The sequence below is a fragment of the Candidatus Brocadiaceae bacterium genome, from assembly GCA_012728835.1.
GTDB lineage: Bacteria > Planctomycetota > Brocadiia > SM23-32 > SM23-32 > JAAYEJ01.
Genome location: JAAYEJ010000045.1, coordinates 57539 through 77482, shown reverse-complemented (window position 1 = coordinate 77482; position 19944 = coordinate 57539). Strand labels below are relative to the sequence as shown.

Annotated in this window: 18 protein-coding genes and 1 tRNA gene; 10 read left to right on the top strand and 9 right to left on the bottom strand. The window is 69.1% G+C overall.

What is annotated here, in order from left to right; translation table 11 throughout:
• The first annotated feature begins 448 nt into the window (after positions 1 to 448).
• On the top strand, positions 449 to 862 hold the full coding sequence (locus tag GXY85_07150; GenBank protein ID NLW50608.1) for an ankyrin repeat domain-containing protein: 414 nt from the start codon (positions 449 to 451) through the stop codon (positions 860 to 862).
• Here the strand turns inward: GXY85_07150 and GXY85_07145 are convergent, their stop codons facing one another.
• Together GXY85_07145 and GXY85_07140 are read right to left on the bottom strand one after the other, a co-directional pair.
• Positions 863 to 3586, bottom strand: a complete 2724-nt coding sequence (locus GXY85_07145) for a hypothetical protein (protein ID NLW50607.1) — start codon at positions 3584 to 3586, stop codon at positions 863 to 865.
• 46 nt (positions 3587 to 3632) lie between these two features.
• On the bottom strand, positions 3633 to 4403 hold the full coding sequence (locus GXY85_07140; protein ID NLW50606.1) for a creatininase family protein: 771 nt from the start codon (positions 4401 to 4403) through the stop codon (positions 3633 to 3635).
• Positions 4404 to 4720: 317 nt separating this feature from the next.
• Between GXY85_07140 and GXY85_07135 the strand changes: the two genes are divergently transcribed.
• From GXY85_07135 to GXY85_07120, 4 genes are all read left to right on the top strand, one after another.
• A complete protein-coding gene (locus GXY85_07135) occupies positions 4721 to 6058 on the top strand; it encodes a hypothetical protein (protein ID NLW50605.1) in 1338 nt (445 codons plus the stop codon).
• Positions 6059 to 6082: 24 nt separating this feature from the next.
• Positions 6083 to 7429, top strand: coding sequence for a S41 family peptidase (locus GXY85_07130; GenBank protein ID NLW50604.1), 1347 nt, complete (start codon positions 6083 to 6085; stop codon positions 7427 to 7429).
• A gap of 133 nt (positions 7430 to 7562) precedes the next feature.
• Positions 7563 to 7638 (top strand) — tRNA-Arg (locus GXY85_07125).
• Positions 7639 to 8370: 732 nt separating this feature from the next.
• Positions 8371 to 8991, top strand: a complete 621-nt coding sequence (locus GXY85_07120) for an NYN domain-containing protein (GenBank protein ID NLW50603.1) — start codon at positions 8371 to 8373, stop codon at positions 8989 to 8991.
• Between the two features lie 29 nt (positions 8992 to 9020).
• Here GXY85_07120 and GXY85_07115 read toward each other — a convergent pair whose 3' ends face one another.
• The 3 genes from GXY85_07115 to GXY85_07105 form a co-directional block, all read right to left on the bottom strand.
• Positions 9021 to 9497 carry a hypothetical protein gene (locus tag GXY85_07115; GenBank protein ID NLW50602.1) on the bottom strand — a complete coding sequence of 159 codons (477 nt, stop codon included), beginning with the start codon at positions 9495 to 9497 and terminating at the stop codon, positions 9021 to 9023.
• 141 nt (positions 9498 to 9638) lie between these two features.
• Positions 9639 to 11300 carry a phospholipid carrier-dependent glycosyltransferase gene (locus tag GXY85_07110; GenBank protein NLW50601.1) on the bottom strand — a complete coding sequence of 554 codons (1662 nt, stop codon included), beginning with the start codon at positions 11298 to 11300 and terminating at the stop codon, positions 9639 to 9641.
• 37 nt (positions 11301 to 11337) lie between these two features.
• Entirely contained in the window at positions 11338 to 11574 is a 237-nt protein-coding gene (locus GXY85_07105; GenBank protein ID NLW50600.1) for a transposase, read from the bottom strand.
• A 448-nt stretch (positions 11575 to 12022) separates the two neighbouring features.
• Here GXY85_07105 and GXY85_07100 point away from each other — a divergent pair, with 448 nt between their 5' ends.
• The gene (locus GXY85_07100; GenBank protein ID NLW50599.1) at positions 12023 to 13879 is read left to right on the top strand and encodes an LEPR-XLL domain-containing protein; all 1857 of its coding nucleotides are present in this window, start codon (positions 12023 to 12025) and stop codon (positions 13877 to 13879) included.
• 124 nt (positions 13880 to 14003) lie between these two features.
• Here GXY85_07100 and GXY85_07095 read toward each other — a convergent pair whose 3' ends face one another.
• On the bottom strand, positions 14004 to 14408 hold the full coding sequence (locus GXY85_07095; protein NLW50598.1) for a DUF4332 domain-containing protein: 405 nt from the start codon (positions 14406 to 14408) through the stop codon (positions 14004 to 14006).
• A 51-nt stretch (positions 14409 to 14459) separates the two neighbouring features.
• Positions 14460 to 14870, bottom strand: a complete 411-nt coding sequence (locus tag GXY85_07090; protein ID NLW50597.1) for a DUF2780 domain-containing protein — start codon at positions 14868 to 14870, stop codon at positions 14460 to 14462.
• A 417-nt stretch (positions 14871 to 15287) separates the two neighbouring features.
• Between GXY85_07090 and GXY85_07085 the strand changes: the two genes are divergently transcribed.
• The gene (locus GXY85_07085; GenBank protein ID NLW50596.1) at positions 15288 to 16277 is read left to right on the top strand and encodes a hypothetical protein; all 990 of its coding nucleotides are present in this window, start codon (positions 15288 to 15290) and stop codon (positions 16275 to 16277) included.
• A 66-nt stretch (positions 16278 to 16343) separates the two neighbouring features.
• Here GXY85_07085 and GXY85_07080 read toward each other — a convergent pair whose 3' ends face one another.
• Entirely contained in the window at positions 16344 to 17402 is a 1059-nt protein-coding gene (locus GXY85_07080) for a M42 family peptidase (protein NLW50595.1), read from the bottom strand.
• Positions 17392 to 17835, bottom strand: a complete 444-nt coding sequence (locus tag GXY85_07075) for a VOC family protein (GenBank protein ID NLW50594.1) — start codon at positions 17833 to 17835, stop codon at positions 17392 to 17394. Before GXY85_07075 ends, GXY85_07080 begins: the two co-directional genes overlap by 11 nt.
• 195 nt (positions 17836 to 18030) lie before the next feature.
• Between GXY85_07075 and GXY85_07070 the strand changes: the two genes are divergently transcribed.
• The 3 genes from GXY85_07070 to GXY85_07060 all read left to right on the top strand — a co-directional run bounded on the left by GXY85_07070 (position 18031) and on the right by GXY85_07060 (position 19879).
• Complete coding sequence (locus tag GXY85_07070) at positions 18031 to 18534, top strand: metal-dependent transcriptional regulator (protein NLW50593.1); 504 nt, start codon at positions 18031 to 18033, stop codon at positions 18532 to 18534.
• A gap of 26 nt (positions 18535 to 18560) precedes the next feature.
• Complete coding sequence (locus GXY85_07065) at positions 18561 to 18920, top strand: DnaJ domain-containing protein (GenBank protein NLW50592.1); 360 nt, start codon at positions 18561 to 18563, stop codon at positions 18918 to 18920.
• A 128-nt stretch (positions 18921 to 19048) separates the two neighbouring features.
• A complete protein-coding gene (locus GXY85_07060) occupies positions 19049 to 19879 on the top strand; it encodes an Mrp/NBP35 family ATP-binding protein (protein NLW50591.1) in 831 nt (276 codons plus the stop codon).
• The last annotated feature ends 65 nt before the right edge of the window (positions 19880 to 19944 follow it).

Here is a 19944-nt window from a genome sequence, read left to right as displayed (position 1 = left end):
CGCAGGCCCGGCGCACGACCGTCGGCAAGTTCTGGTACCCCGTGCCGTCGCTGGCCCGCCTTCACCCCAGGCTGGCCGACGGCGAACTGAAGCAGGTTGTCGAGGCGACCATCCGCCGGGCGGCGGCCGGCCAGGCCGACGTGGCCGCCCGCCGGCCGTGGCCCTTCTACTGGTACGACAGCGGCGAGTGGGGCATGGCCGGAACCTGCGCCATACGGGCCTTCGACACCTACTGGCTCTCCAAGGTCGTGCCGGACCTGACGCCACCGTCGACGGCGCTGCGCGGAATGATGTGGCTCTTCGGCCTGCATCCGGCCTGCGACACCGCGTATGTCATCGGGCTCGGCCTGCCGGAGCCCCGGCACGTCTACAGCGTGCACCTGCACGCGCTCTTCGGCTACGAACCGGCGGCCGTGCCCGGCATCGTCGTGCCGGGCATGAGCGGCTTCTGGAACGCGGGCGTTATGGCCCACATCGACGAGTACGGCTACTACCGCCACACCGAGGCGTGCGTCTACACACAGGCGCAGTATATCTTCGCCGTAGCCGCCATGAAGGCCATGGGCTACTGAGGCCGGCAGCCCCAGACCGCCGTCGACCGCGCCCGGCTTCCGCATGCCGGCCCCTCGTCGAGCAATTGCCGGCCGGTGAGACCGACGTACATGCGCGGAATGCGGAGGGCCGCACGGCCCTGCACCTCGCCGCCGAGGCGGGCCGGCGCGACCTCGTCGAACTGCTCCTGGAACGCGGCGCGGACGTCAACGCGGCCGATCTGCAAAGCCGCACGCCCAGCGGCCTGGCCGTCCTGGCGGGCCACGCCGACCTGGCCGACGTCCTGCGCGAGCGCGGGGGCGTCGAGTAGTCACCTGTGCTCGCGGTCGAACGTCTCCCAGTTCCCCGGCCGGGTCACGTCGGCCGGCAGCGGGCCGATCACCCGCGTCACCTCCCCGGCCAGCGCGAACAGCTCCTCGGTCAACTCCCGGTGGCCGGCGCCGAGGTACCAGTCGCTGCCGCCGATGTTGCCGCCGTTGCGCCAGTAGCCGGCCATGTAGGTGGGGCCCCACGACGCGCCGGGGTGGTCGTAGAAGAGGTTCAGGGAGCTGAGCGCCAGCCACATCGCCATGTGCCGCCGGGTCAGGTAGTCCTCGCAGCGCGTCGCCAGGTCCTCGCCGATGTCCTCGCGGGCGCGGTCCATGGCGTACTCCAGGACGATCCGCGCCTCGCATTCCTGGATGCCGAGCCGGTAGGCCTCGAGCCGGTCGGTCGCCAGCGGGCCGTTCGGCCCGGGCGCCAGCATGGCCTCCGGGATGAACAGGTTGCGCCAGCTGCTCTCGGGATAGCGTTCGTGGCTGCGTCCCACGCGGCTCCCGCGCCGGTCCTTGAGCACCTTCCAGTAGTCCGCGCCCAGACGCCCGGTGCCGCGCTGCGACCCTGTGATCGCCGTCTCCGCCAGGCACAGCCAGAAGACGTTCGGGCTGTTCTCGCGCGAGTTGGCGCGGTCGAACTGCCCGACGAGGTCGGGGCGCGCCCAGCCCATGTGGCTCTTGATCCCGCCGCGGTAGCCTTTCGGCCGCCCCGCGTTGTCGTCGGAGAACGTGACCTTCCAGACGAGCGCCTGGTAGCCGAGCTTCGATATGCCGTATTGCCGCTTGTTGAACGCCGCGCCCTCGTGCGCGTGGATCACCCACGGCAGATCGCCGGTGACCTCCTGGAAGAAGGCGTGTTCCGCCTCGGTCGCCCACGTGTCGTGCTGCACGCCGATCATCATCGCGTCCTGCAGGCCGCGGGCCGCCATCCGTTCGTGCAGTCGGTCGAAGAGCGGCTTCCACAGCGGCCGGCTGGCGTCGGCGTCGAAGTGCGTCGGCAGCTCAGCGATCTCCACCTGCCCCGTGGCCGGGTCAACCACCGTCACGCGGGGCCCCTTGCCGTAGGCGGCGCCCAGCTTCTCCAGGTTCCGGGCGGTGTCCTTCGCCCGGCTGCGCGTCGCCGACTCCAGCGTGTCGGCCGGCATCATGTAGACGTCCCACACGACGAAGATCACCTGCTTCGGCGTGCCCATGTTCTCGGTGGCCACGTCCAGGTAGCGGTCCATGATCGAGAAGTCGTAGTCGTAGGTGCCCTCCCCCGTCCGAACCCAGCGCACCATGGACTCCTCGTTGCCGAAGTTGGTGTGCACGATCAGCGGGATGTAGACGGTGCGCGCACCCGTCTCGCCGATCAGGCGGAACGACTCGGCGATGAGGCGCCAGTGCTCGTCGCTCCACAGCGGCACGTCGTACTCGAGCGCGAGGGTGTCGGGCCCCTGGATCATGTCCACAAACGTGTGCAGGCCCTGCGTGTCGGGCAGCGTCCAGTCGGCGACACGCACCTCGACGGGCACGTCGACGGCCTCGACGCTCTCGGCCTCGATACTTACCGTGCCCGCGTACGTGCCGGCCTCGACGTCGGCGGGGACGCGGACGCGGATCCATACCGGCACGACGGCGCCGTCGGGCGACGGCACGTCCTTTGCGTCGGGCGCGAACGTCAGCTGCTGGTACTCCTTCGGCTCGGGCAGCACCGGGAACTCCGCCTGCGGCTGCTCGGCAAGCGCCCCCAGCCGCATCGTCTTCGTCATGTACGGCGTGGGCAGCCGGCGCTGGCCTGCGTTCACGTGGCGATAGTCGCCCCACGGGATGCCGTAGCGCACCTGCACGTTGGCGGACGGGATGCTGCCGCCGTCTCCGGTCAGATCGCCGGCCGTCGCCTTGAGCCCGCGGATCGGCGTCGTCGAGCCGACGCCCACCTTGCCCGTGAAGATCCCGTTCCTCGCCCCGACGATCACCACGGGCCGCACCCCCTCGGCGCGGTCGCCGAAGTCCACGTTGAGGTCCACGGCCAGCGGATCGGCGGTCCACACCTGGAACCCGTCCGGACGCACGGCGTTCGGCACCAGCCCGCCCGCCCCGTCGGCCGTCAACCGCACGCGCAGTATCTGGCACGAGTTCTCCTCGTACACGTTGTCCTCGGTCGCCTCCGGGTAGGGTGCGCGCACGACCTCGAGCGCGAGCACGTTGGTGCCCGGCCGCAGCAGGTCGGACGGGATCGGCAGGGCGGCCTCCTCGCGCTCCTCGCCGGCGGGCCCGTCGGCCAGTTCCTGCCCGGCGGCGATGTGCCGGCGCGCGATCTCCGTGCCGTTCACGTAGACGATCAGGCCGCCGCGGTAGGCCGCCCAGAGCGACAGCGCGCCGACGGCCGCCGGATCGGTGACCTGGAACTTGCCTCGCAGGCAGACGCGCGCCACCAGGGCCGACTTCGTGGCCAGGGCCGCCGGGCCGCGGTGCCAGGTGCCGTCGTCGAAGCCCGGCGCCGTCCAGCCTTCGGCGGGCCCGGGCGTCTTGTAGTTCAGCCACGCGTGCCGGAGCGTCACCTCCCCCCCGTCCGCGATCACGGGCGGCGCCAGCGTGCAGTGAAAGCGCCAGATGCCGTAGGTGTTCAGCACGACCGTGCCGCCGTCCGCCGCGTCCGGGGCCTCCTGCCCTCGGGCCGCCCCGACCGCCACCGCCAGCAGAACCAGAAGAGCCATCCCCACCCGGCCGGTCCTCATCGTTGCTCCTTCCGTCTCGGTTCAGTTCAGTCAGCCTTCGCGACCGTCACATCTCGTTCCAGGGCTCCTGCTCCATCGCCGCCGCCATGTCCCGGCGGAACTCCTCGTAGTCCTCCGGCAGGCCCCGCGCCTGGGAGAGGAGCCATTCGCGGTAGAGTTCCGCCAGACGCGGCGCGTCGGCCCGGGTCAGACCGGAGCACCAGCCGACGTGGCTCCAGGGCGTCACGAACACGTAGGGGGCGCTGACGCCGTGCCTGGCCAGCTTGCGGAGGCTGGGGAACGTCGGCACGTCGCGCGGGTGCTCGTCCGCCTCGCTGACGGCCGGATCGAACTCGTCGGCCCGTCCGCAGATCTCCAGCGAGGCCAGGTACCAGGCGGCCTCGCCGTGCGGCCGGCCGAACTCCTCCTCGATCTTCCGGTAGAACTCGCCCTCGTTCGGCATGAACAGGATCGGCAGCTCGCCCGTCTCCTCGAACACCTGCCGCAGCGCCACCTGGATGATCGGCCCGTTCGGCCCGTGCCAGCCCACCAGGACCAGCCGCCGGCCGCCGTTCCGAAGGATGCCCTTGACGACGGCGATGATGTAGTCGAGCGTCTCCCGGGGCCGGATGGCGCAACTTCCCGGCCACCGCGTGGTTGCGCCCGGGTAGGTGAACACGATCGGCGGCAGGATGGCCGCCCGCCATTCCTCGGCCAGCACACGGCAGGCCGCCTCGGCCAGGAACGTGTCGCAGGAGAGCCCCACGTGCCTGTCGTGCATCTCGAAGCAGCCCACCGGCAGCAGCAGGATCCCGCCGTCGCGTCGGTGCGCGGCCATCTGGGGAGACGTCATTGTGTCGGCCGGCCGTCCTGATCTCGGCACCATCTCGGGACCTCATGAGTAGCGACCATCGGGGGCGGGCGCCGCGTCGGGCCTGCAGGGGGTGTGAAGAGCGGCTCCCAGGACATGACAAGCCTACCAGAATGCCCGCGGACGTGCCAGCGCGTTCGTGCGCGGAGGCGCCTTGGCACGGACTCCCCGGCCCCGAAGGGCGGCGATGGGTGCCGCGCCACGCTTGACGGTCCCTCCGGGCTGCCGTATCATCGACAACACGAGGGGGGCGTGTGTGCCTCGAGCCGGGAGGTGAGGCCGTCATGCGATGGAAGGGCATCTGTGCGGGCCTCGTGCTGGGTCTTGCGGCGAGCCTCGCCGTTCATGCGGTGTACGTGCGGGCCGACGAGAGCGAGTCCGAACTGCTCGTCCGGCAGTTCTTCCGGCCCCTGACGTGGCTCCTGGATCAGATCGAGAGCTACTACGTCGAAGACGTGGACCGCAGCCTGCTCCTGGAGGGCGCCTACCAGGGCATGATCGAGCAGGTCGACCCCGGCGGGCTCTACCTGCCGGCCGAGATGACCGAACGCTACGGCCGGTCGGCCGGCGGCTCCGTCCCCGAACTGGGCCTGACCGCCCGCTTCCTGCCCCTGGGCAAGGTCGTGGCCATCGACGGCACGATCCAGGGACGCCCGGCCTTTCAGGAAGGGCTTCTCACGGGCGACTTCATCGTCAAGATCCGGGAGACGCCCGACGGAGAGGAACTTGAGGCCGAGGACTTCCGCACCACCTACGACGCCGTGCGCGCCCTCCGTGGCGAACCGGGCACCCGGGTCGTCCTGACCGTCGTGCGGCCCGGCCGGCCGGAGCGCGAGGTGGAGCTGACACGCGCCCTGACGCCGACGCCGAGCGTCCAGGCCGTTCAGATACTGGATGCCGATCCGGAGATCGGCTACATGGCCCTGACGCACTTCGACGAACGGACGGTCGGTCTGATCTCCGACGGCCTGGCGAAGCTCAAGGACCTCGGCGCCCGGTCGGCGGTGCTGGACCTGCGCTTCAACCCCGGCGGACCGCTCGACGCGGCCCTGATGTGTGCCGACCTGCTGCTCGACGAGGGCGTCCTCCTGAGCGCCCGGGGCCGCGGCGATCGCGAGGTCTCGCAGAGCGCCGAACCGGGAGACGCCTTCCCGGACATGAAGCTGGCCCTGCTGGTGAACGTCCGCACCGCCGAAGCCGCCGAGATGATGGCCGCCGCCCTGGCCGACAACGGCCGCGCGACGCTCGTGGGCGAGCCCACGCTCGGCCGCGGCAGCCTGCGCATGGACATCCGGTGCCCATACGACGGCAGCACGATCCGGCTGGCTGTCGCCCACTACGTGCGCCCCAACGGCCAGGAGATCGAGCGCGACCGCGAGGACCCCAGAAGCGGCGGGCTCACGCCCGACGTCGCCGTGGAACTCCCGCCGGACGACGTCCGCCGGCTGGCCGCCCACCTGGCCGGACGCGCCGGCCCGAGCCGGCCCCCGGCCCCGGAGACGGCCGCCGAACCGCAGGAGCCGTTTGTGGACGTGCAGCTGCAGCGGGCCGTCGAACACCTGCGCGGCGCACTCGAACCCGTCCCCGCCGAAGCCCTGGCGGCGGTCTCAGCCGCCGGATAGGACGGAACCATGAGACGACGGTCAATGCGAGATGTCTGGATCGGTGTCGCCGCCGGGCTGGCGCTCGGGCTGCTGCCGGCGGCCCTTCCCGCCCGATCCGCCGAACAGCCGGACCTGATCGAGGGCTTCGTCGAGCCGGTCATGTGGCTCGTGCGCGAGATCGAAGGCCGCTCGGTCGATGAGATCAGCCACGAGGCCCTGCTCGAGGGCGCCTGCGCGGGCATGATGAGCAAGCTCGACCGGCACAGCGCCTTCTGGCCGCCCGCCATGCGCCGGGAGACCGAGGCCGACCTGAAAGGGGAGTTCGGGGGGCTGGGCATCCAGATCACCTTCGACCCGCCGGCCGGCGTCATCCACGTCGAGCAACCGATCGCCGGCACCCCGGCAGCCCGGCTCGGCGTCCTGCCGCACGACCGCATCATCCGCGTGCGTGAAGAATCCACCCGAACGGTCACCGAAGTGGCCGACATGAAGGACGTGCATGAGGTGCTGGAGATCCTCCGCGGCCCGCCCGGCACCCGGATCACGATCACGATCCTGCGCGGCGAGGAGGAGGAGGAGGAAGAGCGCGATATCACCGTCACCCGCGAGATCATCAAGATCCCGGGCGTCCGCGCCGTGGAGATCATCGACCACGAAGACCGGATCGGCTACATCTACATCCCCTACTTCAGCGAAGCCGTCTCCAAGGACCTGGCGGCGGCCCTCGAGGACCTGCAGCGCCAGGGCATGCGCGGCCTGATTCTGGACCTGCGCTTCAACCCGGGCGGCCTGCTCGACGCGGCCAACGCACTGGCGGACCGATTCCTCGACGGCGGCGCGATCGTCACGGTGCGCGCCCCCCGCCAGAACGAGGTCGTGCACGAGGCCCGCCGTTCCCGCTCCGACCTGGACCTGCCCCTCGTCCTGCTGGTCAACCGCCTGAGCGCCAGCGGTTCGGAGATCGTCGCCGGCGCCCTTCAGGACCACCGCCGCGCCGTGCTGGTTGGCGAGACGACCTACGGCAAGGCGAGCGTGCAGCAGGTCATGGACAACCCCCACAACCAGAGCGCCATCAAACTCACCGTCGCCCGCTACTACACGCCGAACGACCACATGATCGAGGGCAGGGGCGTCGTCCCGGACATCGAGATGCGCCTCTCGGACGCCGAGAACCGCAAGCTCTACACCTTCCTGACCCGGAAGACCGAGTACCCGCCCCATCCGCCCGAGGAGTCCGCCGCCGAGGAAGAAGACATCCCCGAAGGGCCGGACGAACCGGGCAAGGACTTCCGGGACGTGCAGTTCGAGAGGGCCCTCGAAGTGCTCCGCCAGGTGATGGCAGGCACCCGCCGGCCGGGCGACCCGCCCGACGCCGCCCCTGACGGGTAGCGAGCGTTTCAACAGCAACGGAGTCGCGCGGCCGTCCTCGGCCGCGGGTCGGGGGGGCAGTCCTGCCGACGGACAACCGCCGGGCGGGCGCTTGGCAAGAGCATCGCCGGGCTGTATAATCGACCTCAGCGGTGCCCCGTTAGCTCAGCGAATAGAGCGTCGGCCTCCGGAGCCGAAGGCCGCAGGTTTGAATCCTGCACGGGGTACCACCCTGGCATTCCGGCCCTTCGGCGAGCGCGTCGAAGGGCCATCTCTTTTGTAGGCAAAGACTTACGTCGTCCAGGGTACGGTTGGAACGAGGGCCGCATCGGCCCAATCTGGTTAGGAATCAGGCTGCGCGCTGGCCGCGACGGGAGCATGCAGCGCGTTCCGGGCAGGAGCGTCAACGCCGAGAAGCCGGAGAACGCGACGAACGAGTTGACGGTGCCATCCGGGTAGATGATCCGGTTCGCGATGAGCGCATCGAGCTTGGCCTCAAGCCTCTTGGCGGGCACGCCACTCGCGTCTCTCAGCGCGTCCTTCGAGAGGCATGTATTCTTCCACAGCCACTGCCACGCCTCCCCGTCCGTGCTGGCGCTCCTGCGCGTTATCCGTCGCCGGGGTCTGACGTCGCAGCGCGTCCACGCCGCGAGGATGCTGACGTAGTCCCTGTCGGAGGTCGAACAGCGGCTCCACACGGAGACCTACGTGACCTCCCTGGAGGTTCAGGCCAGGTAAGCGAGGGGCCTTGAGAGGCTGCGGCGGTACAAAGAAACGCCCCTTTCGGGGCGTTGAGCCAAGGATGCTATCCTTGGCGGGGCAGCTTCTTCTAGTATAATACCCGCCTCGGCAGCAGGCGTCAAGCATGGCTCACGCTTTTTCTTCTGCTTTGCTTGCCTGCTCTCGTCCTGGCGCTGTCGGGACGCTGGCCGGTGAATCCGTTCCCGCTCTAGAGGGCCCACGTGCAACGGCTGGTCGCCTACATTGACGGATTTAACCTGTACTTCGGCCTGCGGCAAGCTGGCTGGCAGCGCTTCCTTTGGCTGGACATCGAAGGTCTTATCCGAGCGCTTCTGAAACCGCACCAGGAGCTGGCACGTGTCAACTACTTCACGGCTCGCGTGTCAGGGACACCGTCCGATCCAGACAAGCCCCACCGCCAGAATACTTACCTCGAGGCGCTCCAGGCGCATTCGGATATCGTCATCCACTACGGGCACTACCTCAACAAGGAGCGGACATGCTTCAAGTGCTCGAACCGGTGGACAGACCACGAGGAGAAGGGAACCGACGTGAACATCGCAGTGCAGATGCTTCTCGACGCCATGCGCGGTGAATTCGACACGGCACTTCTCGTGTCCGCTGACAGCGATCTTGCTGGCCCTGTCCAGGTGGTCCGTCGCGAGTGGCCGCAGAAGCAGGTCGTGGTGGCTTTTCCTCCGAAACGATACTCCGCCGAACTGCAGCGGCGTGCAAGCGGTTTTCTGCACATCAACCGGGCACGAATAGCCGCAAGCCAATTGCCGGATCCGGTGCTCAAGGCCGACGGATACGAACTCCGTAAGCCCATCACCTGGCGATGACTGTGCGACGACAACGAGCCACGCCGACCTCAGAGCCATTCGCGTGCGAGTTCGTCAGCACGCAGCAGGCATGGATGGGGGAGCTCGAAGGCTATGGTGAATTCGGCCACGGCGCGCTGGAAGTGTGGCCAGTCGGGGGTACCACTCTGGCATTCCGGCCCTTTGGCGAGAACCTCGAAGGGCTTTCTCTTTTCCAGGCGCAGACTTACGTCGTCCAGCAGCCGGTTGGAGCATACCGTCTCCAGAATCGCCCGCCGGCGCTCGATGTTCAGACCGCGCCAGAGTTCCCCGAGTCTTTGCGCCCAATCGAAGACCCGTAGCGCCATGTCCCCGCGAGACGCGTCCATGTCCCCGCGAGCGCGCTCCACCGCTTCCGCCGCCCTCTCCTGCTCGACCTTCAGCTCCGCCGACTTCGCTCGGAAGGTCTGCTCCTCCACCGCGCCGGCCAGGTAGGCGTTCAGCAGCCGCTCCTGCATCACCTTCAGGTCGCCTTGCCGGCTGGACAACTGCTTCTTCTTCCGCTGCCCATCTGCCGTGAGGTCCGCCAGGGCCGCCTTCAGGGCGCGGCGGAACCAGTCCCGCGACTGCGTGCGGGGACACCTCCGGGCGACGGAACGACGGCGACCGACGCGCGCGAACAGGGACAGCTACCTCTGCCAGGGCCAGCCCCGCCGCGCGGGCTGCGTGCCCACGGCGTAGACGTGCACCTTCCCCTCATCCTGGAGCCGCACCAGCGGCACGTCCTGCGGAATCTGGTCGCGATCCAGCCAGGGCTTCATGGACGTGCCGAGCAGGACGAGCCGCCCGCCGGACTCCGTCAGTTCCCGGACGGCGGCGTCGCGCTTCTCCTTGTAGCCGGGCGCCGGACGGCCCGACCACACGTCGAGCGGCGAAGGCCATTCCTTCACGACCTTGTTCACGTAGATGTAGTAGTCCTCCGGCCGGTTGCTGTACACCGGCCGGTCCCACGGCACGGACATGGCGGCGCGCGTCTCCCGCACGTTCCAGGAACTCGCCGAGAGGCGCGTCCTGTTGTGCTCGAACTCGGCGAATCGCGCGCCGGCGTGCACCTGCATCACGGCTATGGCAAGCCACGGCAGCAGGGGCAGCCTGCGCGCCGCCCACCGCCGGGCCTCCCACATCCAGGCGCCCGGCCACACCGCAAGCACGCCCACGAGCCACGCCGCATACGCGGGCAGCAGGATGCGGTTGTCCAGGGGCGTCAGGCGGTCGCAGTAGGAGACGCTGACCAGGAGGAATGCGCAGTAGGTGACGAGGAAGGCCGCGTACGCCCAGGGGAGGTGGCGCAGCCGCTCCCCCACCGGGACGTTCCCGCGCCGGAGCGTGAGGTACAGAGCGAAGCACACGGCAGCCAGGCAGAGCAGCCCCAACGGAATGAGCGAGTGCTGCAGGGTGGTGCCGGGCCGGAACCCCGGCACACCCCATCCGGAGACGGCGCGGAGCGCGTCGTCGATCTGCTGTCGGGTGACCGGGTGGGCCGCCCACGTCCTGTTCGTCGCGGTGCCGCCCAGCCGGAGGTTCCTGAGCATCCAGAGGCCGGCGGGCAGGCAACTGAGCAACCCGAACGCCGCCGCCCGCGCGAGCCGCTTCCACAGGCCGCCCGCGCCAAACGCGCAGACGACCAGAGCGCCCGTTGCCACCAGCGGCGCGCCCGCCCAGCGGCACAGCAGCGCCAGCGCCGTGGCGTCACAGGCGAGGAGGAAGAGCCGGCGACTGGGCCGCCGGGCGTACGCGTGCAGCGCCGCCAGCGCGGCCAGCAGGAGGAAGACGAACAGCGGCTCGGACAGCGCCGCCGTATGCATGCGCAGCATGACGGGCGATGCGGCCATCAGCACCGCCGCCAGGCACGAGAGCGCCCGGTTTCTGGTCGTGCCGTAGACGGCCAGCGCCGCGAGCGCAGCGTTCAGTCCCAGGAGCACGGCGTTCATCCACCGGCTCACAACGAGGGGGTCCGGCCCGAGGGAGCCGACGGCGCCGAGCACGGCGGGGTACAGCGGCGGGAAGTGTACGAGCGGCCGGTCGGTCGGCGTGCCCCACGGGATCGTCAGCCCCCGCCCTGCCGCCAGGTTGCGCGCGGCGCCCAGGTAGCTCGCCGAGTCGCCCGTGCAGTAGGGCCGGATGAGCGTGAGCTTCACAGCGAGAATGGCGGCGGACACGGCGATGCCGGCGACCACCCAGGGCAAGATACGGTCGAGTCTCGTTGCCGGCGGGGAGATGGCCGCATCCTCCGGGACCACCATCCGCGCGGCCTCCCGCACCTCCACCCCGATCCCGTCATCTGCGTGCATGAGCGTATCCTTGCCTGGACTCCTGGAGCGGGCTGCCTCAGGGGGATGAGGCCGCTCTCGGAAAGGTCCATCTCCTGAGAAGTGCGGGCGGTTCGGGGTCGAATGCCTGATCGACCTGCAGGGGAGAGCAGCGATCGTCGTGATGGCCGTAGGCCCCGCGCTTGACAACCTTGATCCTGTTGCTGATTCCCTCCAGCTTGCTGTCGTGAACCGGGTAGTCGCAGTGGTCCGGGATGCCCTGAGCGTCCGGGCCGGCGCACACCACCGGCAGCATACGACAACGTCGAGGGCGGATTCTCAGGAAATCCGTGAACGGTCACCAACCTGGCGGAGCAGGCGCTGCGGTCTGTGGTGATCGACCGCAGGGGCACCCAGGGCACGCGCGGGGAGGCCGGACGGGTGTTGGGGCCGGCTCAGCGGACCGTCGGCTGCTCCGTCAACCCGCGAGCCGGAGGGCGTCACCCTGGTGGAGCCGGCGCCTGACCCGGGTCCAGAGCCCGGCAGTGAGGCGCAGCATTCGAAGTGGCGCCCGGCCCCCAACACTGCAGCGTCGGACCTCCTTGAAGATTCCGGCTGACCTGACAGCCCGTGGAAGGGGTGTGGAATAGCCGCACGCCCTTCCGATCGGCGCTGTAGAAGAGCATCCTTGTGCCGGCAGAATCCGGTGGGTAGAATGCCCGGTCGGAGACTCGGCATCCTGCACCTTTCGGGAGGCGACGGTCATGACAGTGAGGCCTGGGGTCGGGCGAGATGAGGGACGCCGTCGGAGCCGGCTGGTCCTTGAGACGCTGGAGCCGCGGCTGCTGCTGTCGGGGACCGTGCTGGTTGCCTTGTCGGGTGCCGGCAACCTGATCCTGACGGGCGACGTTCAGGACAACAGCGTCGTGATCGACCAGGCTGGCCTGGCCGCCGGTCAGATGCGCATCACGGGCACGGACGGCACGCTGATCGACACCGGTGGCGGCCCTGCCGGTTCGGTCGTTCTGTCCGGCGTCAGAAGGGACGTGATCATCGCGATGGGGGATGGCAACGATCGGGCCAGGCTGGAGGGCGTCAATGCTCCCCGTCACGTGGCCTTCGACGGCAGCACGGGCGACAACCAGCTCACAGTCCTCAACAGCTCGGTGGGCGGCGGCCTCCGGGTGAAGAACGGCGACGGGATTGACAACAGCGTCGTTCAGGGCTCCACCATCACCGGGAATGTGGTGATAGCGAACGGAAGCGGGGGCAGCGGGGTCGTCCTGAACGGGAGCGGCGTCGGCGGGGCGGTCTTGGTGAAGAACCGAGATGGCCACGACACGGTGACGCTGGACGCGACGGACGTCGCCGGCCGTGTGAGCGTGGCCACCGGCGCCGGGGGGAGCGCGACGGTCCTGCACGATTCCGGCGTGGGAGGTTCGTTCAAGGCCGCCGGTGCGGACGGCGACGACCACCTCGTGCTCGATTCGGTGGATGTCGCCGGCAAGGTGACGGTCAGCAGCGGAAACGGCAACAACGCGGCCGCGTTGGCGTACAGCAGCATCGGAGGCTCCGCGAAGTTCACGAACAAGGATGGTTTCGACAGCTTCGTCCTGAACGGAACGGGCGTGGCGGGCAGTCTCCGCGTGGGCAACGGCGCCGGCGACAGCACGGGCGTCCTGGTCGACAGCGGCGTTGCCGGGACGGTGAAGATCGCTGCGCGCGACGGCAGCGACAACCTGGTGGTGAGTGGAACGGGCGTCGGCGGGGGGCTGGCCGTGAACAATGGTCACGGCGGCGGAAGCATCGTTCTGAGTGACAGCGACTTCGGCGGCCATGTCGGCATCGCGAACGGATCCGGTGACGACAGCCTGGTCATGGACAACGCCGACGTCGGCGGCAACGTGACCGTGCGCAAGGGCGACGGGAGCAGCAACATCGTCTTCGGCGGCACCTCCGGCGCGGGCGGCAGTGTCTCTTTCCGGAGCGGGACGGGGAATGCCGTTGTCGTCGTTGAGAGCGCCGGCATCGGAGCCGACCTGATAATCAGCAACCGCGCCGGCGGCGGTGCCACGAACATTTACGACAGCGGCATCAACGGCAACGTGAAGGTGGCCGGCGGTGAGGGGGTCAACACCTTCTCGCTCGTCGGGTCCGGAGTGGGGGGCGGCGTGAGTGTCGCCTACAAGAGTGCCGGCGCGAGCAACATCGTGCTGGACCCCACCGGAATCGGAGCCGACCTCACGATCGCCACAGGCACGGGCGCCGACTCCGTCCAACTGTTCGCACTGACCGTCGGCGGTCGGACGTCGGTGAAGACCGGCGGGGGCATCGACACCGTGGTTGTGGGGGTGTCGTCCTCCTTCGGAGGGGATTTCCTGCTCGACACGGGGACGGAAGACGACTGGATGGCGCTGTACGCCTCCGCGTTCGGCGGCAGACTGAACGTGCGGATGGGCGCGGGAGATGACCGTGCGGAGGTCGGACCTGCCGGCGCCATCACCGTCGAGGGATCGGCCGCCCTCGACGGTGCTGCCGGCCTCGACTCCCTGGAGATCGAAGGCAACGGGAACGCATTCGCGGTGCCGCCGGTCATCACCGGTTTCGAGACCATCACCTGAGCCGTCTGCGGGCGCGCATGCCGGGAAGCGCTGAAGACGAGAGGAGCGCAACGGGCTCGGGACGCCACCCGGGCTTCCGTTGCGCTCCATCTCCGCATCGGCTCACGTCAGGGCGCGACGGCCGTCAGTATTCCACGGCGCGCGGCAGCGACTTGGCTTCCTCGACCCACTTGGTGACCATGGCTGCCGACGGCACCACACGGACGAGCTTCTTCTCTTCGTTCGTCTTCGTCATGGCGGCCAGGAGGTTGTCGGGACGGCGCCGCGCGAGTTCGGCCACCGTGTCCACGCCCGCCGCTTCCAGCAGTTCCGCGTATTCGCCGGCGACGCCGTGGATGCGGAAGAGGTCCGCGTGGTTCACCCAGCGGAGGATGTTCTTGCCGCTGATTGCGGTGGCCGCGGCCAGGTCCGTGCGACCCTTGGGCGTTGCGCCCTTCTTGAGGAGGTCCTCGACCGTCGTGACGCCGGCCTCCTTGAGCTTGGCCTCATAGGCCGGACCGATGCCCTCGATATCGACCAGCTTCGCCATCGTACTCCCTCCGTTCGAGTTCCTGTGCTGCTGCGTTCACGCTCTCCGGACTCAGGATGCGGCCCCGCCGCCCTTCAGCACCTTGGAGAGTATCTGCATCACAGCGGGCCCGCCCTTGCTCTTGACGAAGCTGAGTATGACGCCCGCGTACTTCTCGATCATGCCGGGGTCCAGCTTGAGCTTGCTGAAGCCCCCGGCCAGATCGGCGAGGCCGCCCAGGCCGCCCGCCTTTGCACCGCCCAGCGTGCCGGCCAACCGGCCCACGAGCTTGCCCATACCGCCGGTCTCGGGGGCCGAATCGATCAGACCCTGCACGTCGGGCACGACCTTGGTGACCTCGGCGAAGTCGCCGCCCAGCTTCTCTCTGGCCAGTTTCAGAAGAAGGCCGGCTCCCCCCTTCGCCTGGTCCTCGCCGACACCCAACTGCGCCATCACCTGCCCGACCAAGTCGTTTGCCGTCATGAACGCCTCCCATTCCCAAACGGCGACCAAACATCTCCCCCTGGTGCCCCCACCGCCAATAACCGATGATAGCGCGACGCCCGGGGAAGTCAAGGCTCATTTTTTGCACGCGGGGTGTCCGACGGGCGCGGGGCGGGGCACGGACCGTGCCGCCCGCAGACGAGCCTCGGGGCGGCCCCCCCGGTTTTCACCTTGACAGACCGGCCCGGCGCGCGTACTATTCGGGCATGGTTTGAGCGCCCGGCCTGGAGCGTCGGACGGCTGCCGAACGCGATTTCTGCGATCATGGCCAGAGGAGGGGCCGGCGCAGGACCGATGGATTGCCTTCCGGTGTCGGTGGGCGGCGATGCATGGCTGCCCGACCGGACGACAGGGGATTTCCCAGCGAGTGTGCATAGAGAGGCAGGATTGAACCCCATGAAGCATGCCAAGCTGCTGTTCTGTGTTGTCTGCCTGCTGATGTCGGCCTTCGCGGTTCACGCGCAGACTGCCGTGGTCGCCCCGCCCCGGGCGCGGCTCCAGTTGCTGGACCAGGCGCCGGCGGGTTCCGTCGGTTACCTGCTCGTCGACATGCCCAGGCTGCTCGGCTCTCCGCTGGCTCAGAGCCTGAGGCAGGGCATGCCCGTGCCGGTGGACGTGCAGAAGCTCGACCAGTTCGTCCTGTTCGTGCTGCCGGGAGCCGAGGGAGGCCCGCCGGAAGTGAGCGGCCTCGTGAAGGGCACCGAGACGATCCGCGAGGATGTCGCCCAGTTCCTGACGGGGCAGGCGACCACCGTCGAGGGCATGGCGGCCTATGCCCTGGACCATGCCGCCGGCCCCGGCGAGTCGCCCATGCTGGTCGTCGCCGACGACACCACGCTTCTGTTCGGGTCCACCCAGGCCAGCCTGGCCAAGGGGATCGTGGCGTTCAGGGGCCAGGCTCGCGACGATCTCAAGGCAGCCCGGCAACTGGCCTCCCCGTATCTCCGCGAGCCGATCCAGGGGGCCTTCGTCCTGACCGACGACCTCAAGGCCCAGGCCCAGGCCGACCCCAACGCGCCCGCCTGGCTGGCCGGCACCAAGGGGGTGGCCCTTGGCGTCTCGATGCCCGCCGGGCTGTCCATCAACGGCCTGCTCGAGCTGGCCGACGCCGCCACCGCCGTGCAGGTCGCCGCTCAGGGCGCGGAGGGCCTGAACGGCGTCAAGGCCCAGATGGCGCAGCCGTCGAACTTCATGGCCATGATGTTCCAGCCCTTCCGTCCGCTGATCGACAACGCGCGGATCTACGGCGAGGGCGCCACAGTGCGGCTGGCCACCCAGTTGAGCGAGGCCGAACTCACCGCCATGGTCGCGGCCCTGCAGCAGATGCAGCAGGGCATGATGCAGGGCGGGATGGCGCCGGGAGCCCCGATGCCTCCGCAGCAGTGATTTCCTGCTGAAGCGTGTGCGTGAAGCGACAGGGGCCGGCGGCGTTGCCGGCCCCTCTTGCGTACGTCAAGCGGAACCGCTACCGCCCGTTTGCAGGTAGGCCGCCAGCAGCTTCGCGCAGTTCGTCAGGCCCTCCCGCACACACACCTCGAACCCGTGCGTGTTGTCCGTCGGCAGGCCCAGGCAGCCGATCTGCGCCGCGCCGCCCGTCTTCCGCACACAGGACGCATCCGAGCCGTAATGCTCGACGGCCGCGTAGCGTGATCCTGTCCCGGCCGCCTCGCCGGCCTCGGCCAGGGCCCGGCAGACCGCACGGGAGTAGACCGACTGCTGGTCGCTGACGAGGATGACGGGCATCGCGTCGAGTGGGACGTCATACTCGGGTGCGGCCGGGGCGACGTCGAGCGCGAGCAGGATCTCCCCGGGCAGGGAGTGCGACGCATACGCGGCCGCGCCGCCCGCGATCTCCTCCAACGACGAGCAGATGAAGTGCACGTCACACGGGGGCGGGCCGCCCCGGCGGACCTCGGCGCCCGCCGCCAGCATCAGGGCGATGCCCGCGCGGTCGTCCAGGAAATAGCTGCCCACGCAGTCCTCGAAGAAGAACAGCCGCCGGCGGCTGCGACCGACCACGACGCGGGAGCCCGCGTGAACGCCGCGCACCCGCAGCTCGTCGCGGCTCAGGCGCGTGTTCACGCGGACGGCCTCCCACGAGACCTCCTTGCCGTCGCGGGGCTCGCCGGGGTTCTCGGACGCATGGCGCGGGCCGAGCCCGATCACGCCCGGGATGGGCTCCCCGCTGTCCGGCAGAACGTCCACCGGCCCGTCTCCGAAGCGCCGATACAGGAACCCGCGGGGCCGCACACTGAGCCGCCCGTCGTCCTCGATGCGCTTCACGTAGGCGCCCAGCTCGTCCTTGTGCGCCATCACCTTGACGCCGGGCTCGCGGCTCTGGCCGCGGATCAGGCCGACGACGTTCCCGGCCGGGTCGGTGGTCACTTCGTCGCAGAAGGGCTCCAGATGGCGCCGGCAGACGGCGTCCACCTCGTCCTCATGGCCGCACGGGCCTCGCGCGGCCACCAGTTCGGCCAGAACCTCCAGAATTGCGTCCGTCTCAATCGGCATGGCAGTGCCCTGACTCAAAGTAGCACGCTGAGGAAGCGCTACGGCGGAAGGGGCTGTCGGGACCGCGCTGGACGAGCTGGATCGCCATGCCCCATGGGTCGCGCAGCAGCAGGATCGTGTCGCCCGGAGCGCTGGCGCAGCGCTCGACGAAGGCCGCGCCGGCTGCCTGCAGCCGCCGGCTGTCCTCCTCCGCGTCCTCGCTGGCAACGGCCAGATGCACCTGGAGCGGCGCCAGCGACGCGAAATCCACCGGCGGAGTGGTCGGTGTCGCACCCAGTTCGATCAGAAGGGCGCCGGCATCGTCGGCCAGCCACGTCGAGCCCTGGTCGTTGTCGCCGTTGCGGACGACGATCCGGAAGCCCAGGTGTTCCGCATACCAGGCGCCCATGTCGATCGGCGCCTGCACGATGAAGCCCATGTGTTCGATCTTCATGCGTCAGCCCTCGTAGCGATCGTGCCGGCCGTTCCGCCTTCAGACCGCCGGAGTATAGTGCGGCCGTGACCGCCGTTCAACGTGCGTTCTGGTACAACAGTGGCGCCTGCCGCGTTCACCAGCCCGTTCGCTTGCATTATGTTCGCCAGGGAGTATAATGTTCTGTTAGTAGAACAACGAGTTGGAGGAACGGCCATGGCGTTGACGGGGCAACTGAGTGCCGCGTTGGAGGACTATCTGGAGGCCATTTACCGGCTTGAGCGGGAGAAGCGCTTTGCCCGCGTGCGCGACATCTCTGCCATGGTCAACGTGGCGAAGTCGGCCGTAACCACGGCGCTCCAGAGCCTTTCCGACAAGGGGCTCGTCAACTACGAGCCCTATGAGCCGGTCACGCTTTCGCCTGAGGGGCGCGAACGGGCGGGGCGCATCCTGCTGAGGCACCGCGTCATCAGGGACTTCCTTGAGGGCGTGCTCGGCCTGGAGGCCGAACGATCCGACTCCATGGCGTGCAGGATGGAGCATGCGATCGATCGCGAGACGCTGGACCGGCTCGTCTGCTTCCTCGCCTTTGTCGGCCGCCGGCGCGACGAGGGAGACAGCTGGCTGGAGGAGTTCCGCCGGTTCGCCCGGGGAGGCTCCGAACGGCAGGCGTGCGAACTGTGCATTCGACAATACCTGCAGGACGCAGAGCTCGAATAGGAAGCCGCACGGCCCTGAGCGACAGGATGGCGGGTCTGAGGGTGGACGATTCCCAGTTCCAGGACCGGCTCGAACGCGAGGTGCGCGCGCGCAGGATCGCGCGCCGCATCCTGGACGTGCCGGAGGACGCCCCGCCCGAGGAACTGAAGCGTGCCTGGCGACGGGCCTGCAAGGAGAACCACCCGGACCGCAAGGCGGGCGACCCCGATGCGGCCCGCCGCTTTGCCGCCATCAACGGCGCCTACCGTCTGCTTGTGTTCGGCGAACCGTGCAGGATGCTCCTTGAGGCGGACGACGAAGCACCGGCCGGCACGGACGCGGACGGATACAACCTTGACTCGCGTTGGGGCTACTTCCTCTGGTGGCGGGACGGGTTCTTCCGCTGACGCCTCCCCGCGCGCCGATCACGTGACGTGCCGAAAGACCACATCTATGGAAGGACGCACAACCCATGCCTGACCCAGAGCAGTCCGTTGAGGAGCCCTCCGGGGCCGGGAATGCCCGGCCAGACCAGATGCAGGAACGTCAGGAACAGGAGCGCCGCCTCCGGCAGCAGGTGGCCGGCATCAAGCACACCGTGGCCGTCATGTCCGGAAAGGGCGGCGTCGGCAAGAGCACCGTGGCGGCAAACCTGGCCGTCGCCCTGGCCATGACGGGCCGGAAGGTGGGCCTGCTGGACTCCGACTTCCATGGCCCCAGCGTGCCGAAGATCCTGGGGCTGGACGAGACTCACCTGCTCTCGGACGGGCAGAAGATCCTGCCCGCGCCCTGTGGCCCGGGCCTTCAGGTCATGTCCATCGCGTTCCTGCTTCGCCAGAAGGACGACGCCGTCATCTGGCGCGGCCCGTTGAAGATGAACGTGCTGCGTCAGTTCCTTGCGGACGTGGAATGGGGGGAGCTGGACTACCTGATCGTCGACCTGCCGCCCGGCACGGGCGACGAACCGCTGTCGGTCTGCCAGCTCATACCGGGCGCCACCGGCGGCGTCGTCGTGACGACGCCTCAGGAGCTGGCCCTGGCCGACGTGCGCAAGTGCATCGGCTTCTGCCGGCAGCTCCACCTGCCCGTTCTCGGCGTGGTGGAGAACATGAGCGGATTCGTCTGCCCGCACTGCGGCAAGAGCACCGATGTGTTCGGGGCCGGAGGCGGGGAGGCGATGGCCGGCAGGGCCGGCGTGCCCTTCCTGGGCCGCATCCCGCTCGACCCCACGCTGATGCAGGCGTGCGAGGACGGCGTGCCGTTCGTCAGGGGTGGCGCCGAGACCGCGGCGGGGCAGGCGTTCCTCCGCGTGGTCGAACAGATCATCGAAGCGAGCGAGTCCCCTTCGGCCGCGCCGAACGCATAGCCGGAGTCGTATGCCATCCGAGTTCATGGGAGTGAAGTACCATGGTCATTACCATCGCCAGCGGC